This is a genomic window from Flavonifractor sp. HCP28S3_F3 (genome assembly GCF_052065355.1).
Classification (GTDB): Bacteria; Bacillota; Clostridia; order Oscillospirales; family Oscillospiraceae; genus Flavonifractor.
Window position 1 is genome coordinate 264975 of sequence record NZ_JBQHUF010000002.1, and the last position, 7279, is coordinate 272253.

The following is a 7279-nucleotide window of genomic DNA, read 5'->3' on the forward strand; positions in this document are numbered from 1 at the left end:
GCGCCGCGCTGGCACGCCTGAGGGGATTCGAACCTCCGACCTACCGCTTAGGAGGCGGTCGCTCTATCCTGCTGAGCTACAGGCGCATGTAAATAATATGGTGACGTTTTCGTCAGATACCGGACCATTGTAACCCAACTTTCCGCATCTGTCAACGGCGGCGGGGAGAAATGGAACGGATTTCGGCGGATTTTTTGCGGAAACCGGTTGCATGGCGGAAAGTCATACGGTATAATAAATGGTCGAGCTTATTGGAATACTGTATGATATCGGATTGAGGTGTACCATCTTGCAGGATACAAAATTGCGTAACGTAGCCATTATTGCCCACGTCGACCACGGCAAGACCACCCTGGTGGACGAGATGCTCAAGCAGGGCGGCATCTACCGGGAAAACCAGGCCACAGTGGATCGCGTCATGGACTCCAACGACCTGGAGCGGGAGCGCGGCATCACTATTCTGGCCAAAAACACCGCTGTCCATTACAAGGACGTCAAGATCAACATCGTGGACACCCCGGGCCACGCCGACTTCGGCGGCGAGGTGGAGCGCATCCTGAAGATGGTCAATGGCGTCATCCTGCTGGTGGACGCTGCTGAGGGCCCCATGCCCCAGACCCGGTTTGTGCTGTCTAAGGCCCTGGAGCTGGGCCACAAGGTCATCGTGGTGGTCAACAAGATCGACCGCCCCGACCAGCGCATCCACGAGGTCATGGACGAGGTGCTGGAGCTGCTGCTGGACCTGAATGCCACCGACGAGCAGTTTGAGTCTCCCACTCTGTTCTGCTCCGGCCGTCAGGGCACTGCTTCCTATTCTCCCGACGTGCCCGGCACCGACCTGGTGCCTCTGTTCGAGACCATCCTCAACTATATCCCCGCTCCCGAGGCGGATGTGGATGCCCCCTTCCAGATGCTGGTGTCCTCCATCGACTACAACGAGTTCGTGGGCCGTATTGCTATCGGCCGTATCGAGCGGGGCACTGTGAAGCAGAATCAGGAGATCGTGGTGTGCAACTACCACAAGCCGGACGAGGCCCCCACCAAGGCAAAGGCCACCGCTCTGTATCAGTTCGACGGCCTGGGCAAGGTTCCGGTTACTGAGGCCACTGCCGGCAACATTATTGCCATGAGCGGCATTGGCGAGATCACCATCGGCGACACCATCTGCGCCCCTGAGGCGGTGGAGCCCATCGAGTTCGTGAAGATCTCCGCTCCCACCATTGAGATGACCTTCTCGGTCAACGATTCCCCCTTCGCCGGTAAGGAGGGCAAGTTCGTCACCTCCCGGCAGATCCGGGAGCGCCTGTTCCGTGAGACCATGAAGGACGTGTCCCTGCGGGTCACCGAGACTGACTCCACCGATGCTTTCAACGTGGCGGGCCGCGGCGAGATGTCCCTGTCCATCCTTATCGAGACCATGCGCCGTGAAGGCTACGAGTTCCAGGTGTCTCCGCCCCGCGTGCTCTTCCAGGAGATTGACGGCAAGAAATGCGAGCCCATCGAGCGCCTGGTGGTGGACGTGCCCGCCGACAGTGTGGGCTCTGTCATCGAGAAGATCGGCTCCCGCAAGGGCGATCTGGTGGAGATGACCCCCGTGGGCGACCGGATGAAGATCGAGTTCCTGGTGCCCTCCCGCGGTCTGTTCGGCTACCGCAACGAGTTCCTGACTGACACCAAGGGTGAGGGCATCATGGCCTCCGTGTTTGAGTGCTACGCCCCCATGAAGGGCGAGATCCAGCGCCGCAACTCCGGCTCCCTGGTGTCCTTCGAGACCGGCGAGAGCGTGACCTACGGCCTGTTCAACGCTCAGGAGCGCGGCGTGCTGTTCATCGGCGCGGGCGTGCCTGTGTACGCCGGCATGGTGGTGGGTGAGACCCCCAAGCAGGAGGACATTTCCGTCAACGTCTGCAAGAAGAAGCAGCTGACCAACATGCGCGCCTCCGGCTCTGACGATGCTCTGCGGCTGACCCCGCCCCGTCAGATGTCTCTGGAGCAGTGCCTGGAGTTCCTGGCCGACGACGAGCTGCTGGAGGTCACTCCTCAGTCCCTGCGTCTGCGCAAGCGTCTGCTGGACCACGCGGCCCGCATGCGTGAGGCGTCCAAGAAGAAAGGTTAATAAAAAATGCCCGCTGTCTTTAGACGGGTGCTCGTAAGAAAGTAATTCACTCAAAATTACACTTACGGCATCTGTCAGACGGGATTGGGTAAATGAAATATGCTGGACATGGTTGAAATCAACCGTGTCCAGCATGTTTTTTTGCCTATTTGCGCTTTCTTTTTCCTTTTCCATGGGTCATGTTGGTTTTCCCTCGCTGGTTAATAGAGGGTTTCAGGTGTTTGGACAGTTTCAAGACCTCTATTAGATTTACAAACTGCTCCATCGTGATCGCATCATAGTCAATACCAAAGGTTGCGAGGAAAATGCGGGCCTGCTTTTCCGCATTGCTGCCTTTGTAGTTCGTGGCTTCCTGCAAACTCTTTTGCACATCCAGCGCCGGAGAATGGCTGTCAGCAGTGGTTGCATCATTTTGATGGGCTTCCCGAATATCCCGAAGGATCAGCTTCAAATCGTCAGAAATAACATGGCCAAAATACTCGTCCTCTTGTATTTGTGCAAGTTCCAGTGTCCGCAGATACAGATCATTTTCCGTTTCTCCCTGCTGCATCAGTACCATTTGACGAACGGCTTGCAGTACAGCGTTCATATCGCTAATCCGCATATCAGCGATCCGATCCACATAAATCTCCGCATCCAGCATCATTTTCTGAAAATCATGGTGACAGATAATTTCCGACAGCAGCCGGGGGTTGAATTTCCCGGCTTTCAGAACATCAATCGCATCATCACTCAGGTGCAGGGCACTCAGCTCTGTGTCTGAGTGATTTTTTTGTTCTGACACCCCCAACAGATAATCCGTAGTCACATGATAAAACTTTGCCAGTGTGACGATGGAAAAAGGGCTTATGTCCTTATAATCATCATTCTCGTATTTGCCGAGCGCAGATTTGGAAAGCCCGGTCTGGTCGGCCAGCTGTTCCAAGGTAAGTCCGTGCTCCACCCGCAAATCCTTCAATTTTTCCTGAATCGTTAAGGTCGTATTCATGCCAAGCCTCCCCACCGCTCCATTTCTTTTATTATAACACAGCTTGTCCATAAGCGTGGAAATTTCTGCTTTTTCAGAGTCTTTTCCATCCTTTTGGATATACGGGAAGGGTCATGTTTTTTCGCTAAAATGTATTTGTCACCAGACATTGCAGCTTGAAAAGTACATGACCGTCCGAATGGGATATGCCGGTTGGCGAAGCAGCGCCAGAACCAGCCTCGGGACAATTTGTCCCGAGGCTGCGAGCGTGCCAAGGCCGGGGATACGCCGGGGTGAGAGTCCCGGGTAGGAACGGCATTCGGGAAAAACGGCGCTAAAAAAAACACAGGCAAAAATCAATCTATGTGAAATCAGCGAATAAATTGCAATTTTTGTATTGCCGCCCGCACCAAAGAGCGTTGCACCGCACAGCGTACACAGTACAGCGTTCCGTGTGGATATTCGCTGTTTTGCTTGATTTCACACAAACCAGCAAAACGGAAAAGCGGGTGCTGTGAATAGGGCATCACAAGCAAAAATTTCAGTTTGAAATTGAGTTTTACCAAAACAATGCTTTGCAGAAAATGGAATTTATCACGGAATAGATTCTGTTCGCCGCAGAGCCAACAAAACAGGAGGACTTTTTCTATGAGCAACCACGAGAATTACAGGAACGAGATCAAAGCCTACATTGTCAGGGCTGGCATGACCATGAGCGAGGTAGTGGAGATTTTGGCTGACGAATACGGATGGAGCAGCAGTGTCCCAAACTTGTCCGGAAAACTAAAGCGTGGTTCTTTACGCTATGGCGAGGCGGTGGAGCTGGCGGATGTGCTGGGGTACGACATTGTGTGGCAGAAACGGAGGAAATAAGATCGAGCAGAAAATTTATGGGTACATCCGTGTTTCTACCAGAGAGCAAAATGAAGATCGTCAGGTCATTGCCCTCCGGAAAGTGGGCGTACCTGAGAAAAATGTTTATATCGACAAACAATCCGGCAAAGATTTTGAGCGTCCGCAGTATAAGAAACTGTTGCGAAAAATGAAAAAAGACGATCTGCTCTATATCAAGAGCATCGACCGTCTGGGACGCAATTACGCCGAAATATTGGAGCAATGGCGCTTTCTCACAAAGGAAAAAGGCATTGACATTGTGGTTTTGGATATGCCGCTTCTGGATACACGGAGAGGTAAGGATTTACTGGGAACTTTCCTCAGTGACATTGTGCTGCAAGTACTGTCTTTTGTGGCAGAGAACGAGCGCACCAACATCCGGCAGCGGCAGGCTGAGGGTATTGCTGCGGCAAAAGCCAAGGGCATTCGGTTTGGGCGGCCACCCAAACCGCTGCCCGAGAATTTCCATTCTGTTTACCAGCGTTGGAAAATGGGAGAAATCACCGGGACGGCAGCAGCAAAGGAATGTGGGATGCCCCTTGCTACTTTCCGTTACCGGGCAGAGATTTACGAAAAAGCCAAGTTGTTGTAAAGGGGGTGTTTTTACAGGAATGTGTACCTTTCTGTAAAAGGTGCAAAAGCTTATACAAAATTATTATATCATGGGTCTACAAAATTTTCCATACTGTTTTGGCGAAAAGCCACACAAAACAGCGAACAAAAAACTGGTCATGTTTTCTTTACAGAAAGGTACACGATTTTGCATTTGTTATCCCAGCGAGAGCTTTTATCAATTTTAAGACAGGGAGAGGAATCAATTATGGCAGCAAAATGTCCGGTGTGTGGAGCACCGATGGAAAACAACAGCTGCGGATATTGCGGATACAAAGAAGAAACCATCCCCAATTCTGCAACTGTACCGCCTCAGCCGGGGCAGCCTTTTGTTCAATCGCAGGTTATTATCAACAATCAAAACATTCCCAATTCGGGGGTAGTGCCAGGAGTCAGCAAGAAAAATAAGATGGTCGCACTGTTGCTTTGCATCTTCTTGGGGGTACTTGGCGTACACAGGTTTTATGTAGGTAAGATTGGTACCGGTCTCCTCTACTTGTTTACAGGCGGTTTGTTTGGAATTGGATGGATTATTGACATCATCTTGATTGCGGTTGGCTCCTTCAAAGACCAGTTCGATTTGCCGCTGCGTCAGTAAGAGGCGGTGATTATATGGGACTGTTAGATGCAGTAAAAGACCAGTTTCTTGATGTAATCGAGTATGTAGATCAGAGTAACAAACTAATTGTTTCCAAATACCAGCGTGAAAGTGGAAATAATGAATTGAAACAAGGTTCCAAGGTAATCGTGCGGGAAAGTCAGAACGCCGTTTTTTTGAAGGGCGGAAAGCTTGCCGATATTCTGCCGCCCGGAACCTATTCGCTGACAACGGATAACTTTCCGGTGCTGTCCAGCCTCAAGGCATTCCCTTATTTATTCGTTTCTCCGGTAATTGCCGATGTGTACTTTGTGAGCACCAGACAATTCATCGACAATAAGTGGGCGACCAAGAATCCGATTATGAAGCGTGATAAGGACTTTAATATGGTTCGTATCCGTTCCTTTGGAAAGTTTGCTTTTCGCATCACCGATGTTTCAGCTTTTATGAGGGAGATCTTTGGGACAAAGGGAATTGTGATGACCTATGATATTGTCGAATACCTTTCTTCCATGGTCACAGAAGCTTTCTCAATCGTAGTAGCGGAAAGCGAGATGTCCGTGCTTGATCTGGCCACAGAATATCGAAAACTATCTGGTGAGCTTCAACAGAGACTAAATGCACAAGCTGCTGCAATGGGTGTGCAGTTCAGCGATATTCTCATTGAAAATATCTCCCTGCCCGATGAGGTTGAAAAACTGATTGACGAACAATCCGGGATTGGCATGGCAAAACAGGATATGGCAACCTTCATGCAGTATCAGACTGCCAGAGCTATGCGGGACGCCTCCAAACAGAAAGGCGGACTGGCCGGACTGGGCGCTGGTATGGCATTAGGCAATACAATGGCACAAGGGATTCAGGCAACCGTGAATACAGCTGCATCCAAGAGCATGGCCGAGCAGTTACGGGAATTGAAAGAATTGCTGGATGATGGTATACTGACGCAGGAAGAGTTTGATACACAAAAGAGAGCAATTTTAGAAAAACGGTCATAACCATTGAGAAAGAGGAGAGAGAAATGGCGAAACAACCTAAAATTCGAGTGTGTAAAAATTGCAACAACCCGCTTCCAGAGAAGGCAACTGTATGTCCATCATGCGGAGCCAAAAACAAAAAGCCAATTTATAAGAAATGGTGGTTCTGGCTGATTATTGCCCTGATTGTGATTGGCGCAGCCTCAAGCGGCGGTACTGAGTCTGATCCTTCCGATAATCAGCCTTCTTCTTCGGTTTCTTCTGGAATCGACAATGATGCAACTTCTGGTGATGTTTCTTCTGGTGAGACAGAGGATGCTTCCTCGAACGAACCTTCTGAAACTGACTCCATCCCCAAAGAGTACAAATCCGCTCTGAAAAAAGCGGAATCTTATAGTGACATAATGCATATGTCAAAGGCCGCAATCTACGACCAACTCGTGTCTGAATATGGTGAACAGTTCTCAGAGGAAGCCGCACAGTATGCCATCGACAATCTGGTTGCTGACTGGAATGCAAATGCTTTGGCCAAGGCCGAGGATTACGCAAAGACCATGCAAATGTCGAAAGCTGGAATCTATGACCAGTTGATTTCTGAATATGGTGAGAAATTTACGCCGGAAGAAGCTCAATACGCCGTGGATAATGTAGAAGCCGATTGGAAAGCAAATGCACTTGCAAAGGCGGAAAGCTATCAGGAAATGATGAGTATGTCTCCCAGTGCAATCTATGATCAGCTGGTTTCTGAGTATGGCGAAAAATTCACTGCGGAAGAAGCGCAGTATGCTATTGATAACCTGAGTTGACAAATATCCCTTGGTAACAAGGGCGCACTTCTATACAGGGTAAACCCTGTATGCGTGCGCTCTGCGAGGCAGACAGCCCGGACAATGATTGTCCGGGCTGTTTTGCGTCACTGCGTTCCGTACAAGGGGCTGCACCCCTTGCGCCGCTTATGCGGCTATCCTTGCCCGCTTCGGATGGAAAACAATCTGTTTGCACAGACAGTTTCCCATCCAAAGCCTAAAACTCAACACGCAAATTTTACCGCTTGTCCGAAAGACAGGCGGTATTTTTATCTGTAAGTAAAGGAGGAATCTACGATGCCAACAACC

7 protein-coding genes and 1 tRNA gene are annotated in these 7279 nt (G+C 50.2%); 6 read left to right on the forward strand and 2 right to left on the reverse strand.

Annotation, left to right across the window (positions count from 1 at the left end):
- Positions 1 to 9 precede the first annotated feature (9 nt).
- Positions 10 to 86 (reverse strand) — tRNA-Arg (locus ACTNB1_RS03905).
- 203 nt (positions 87 to 289) lie between these two features.
- On the opposite strand from ACTNB1_RS03905, the gene typA reads away from it, so the two are divergent.
- Entirely contained in the window at positions 290 to 2116 is a 1827-nt protein-coding gene (typA, locus tag ACTNB1_RS03910) for a translational GTPase TypA (protein ID WP_441167957.1), read from the forward strand.
- A gap of 145 nt (positions 2117 to 2261) precedes the next feature.
- On the opposite strand, the gene ACTNB1_RS03915 is transcribed toward typA, so the two are convergent.
- Positions 2262 to 3104: a helix-turn-helix domain-containing protein gene (locus ACTNB1_RS03915; protein WP_441167958.1), complete on the reverse strand. Its 843-nt coding sequence runs from the start codon at positions 3102 to 3104 to the stop codon at positions 2262 to 2264.
- 627 nt (positions 3105 to 3731) lie between these two features.
- Between ACTNB1_RS03915 and ACTNB1_RS03920 the strand changes: the two genes are divergently transcribed.
- Genes ACTNB1_RS03920 through ACTNB1_RS03940 form a run of 5 tightly spaced genes read left to right on the forward strand, consistent with a single transcriptional unit; the run spans position 3732 to position 6970 of the window.
- Positions 3732 to 3956, forward strand: coding sequence for a phosphoribosylglycinamide formyltransferase (locus ACTNB1_RS03920; protein ID WP_087267365.1), 225 nt, complete (start codon positions 3732 to 3734; stop codon positions 3954 to 3956).
- Positions 3913 to 4569 (forward strand): recombinase family protein, encoded by a 657-nt coding sequence (locus ACTNB1_RS03925; protein ID WP_441167959.1) that lies wholly within the window; start codon positions 3913 to 3915, stop codon positions 4567 to 4569. The genes ACTNB1_RS03920 and ACTNB1_RS03925 overlap by 44 nt, the downstream gene beginning before the upstream one ends.
- A gap of 21 nt (positions 4570 to 4590) precedes the next feature.
- A complete protein-coding gene (locus ACTNB1_RS03930) occupies positions 4591 to 5187 on the forward strand; it encodes a TM2 domain-containing protein (protein WP_441167960.1) in 597 nt (198 codons plus the stop codon).
- Positions 5188 to 5201: 14 nt separating this feature from the next.
- Entirely contained in the window at positions 5202 to 6185 is a 984-nt protein-coding gene (locus tag ACTNB1_RS03935; RefSeq protein ID WP_441167961.1) for an SPFH domain-containing protein, read from the forward strand.
- Positions 6186 to 6208: 23 nt separating this feature from the next.
- On the forward strand, positions 6209 to 6970 hold the full coding sequence (locus ACTNB1_RS03940; RefSeq protein WP_087267355.1) for an Ltp family lipoprotein: 762 nt from the start codon (positions 6209 to 6211) through the stop codon (positions 6968 to 6970).
- Positions 6971 to 7279: the final 309 nt, after the last annotated feature.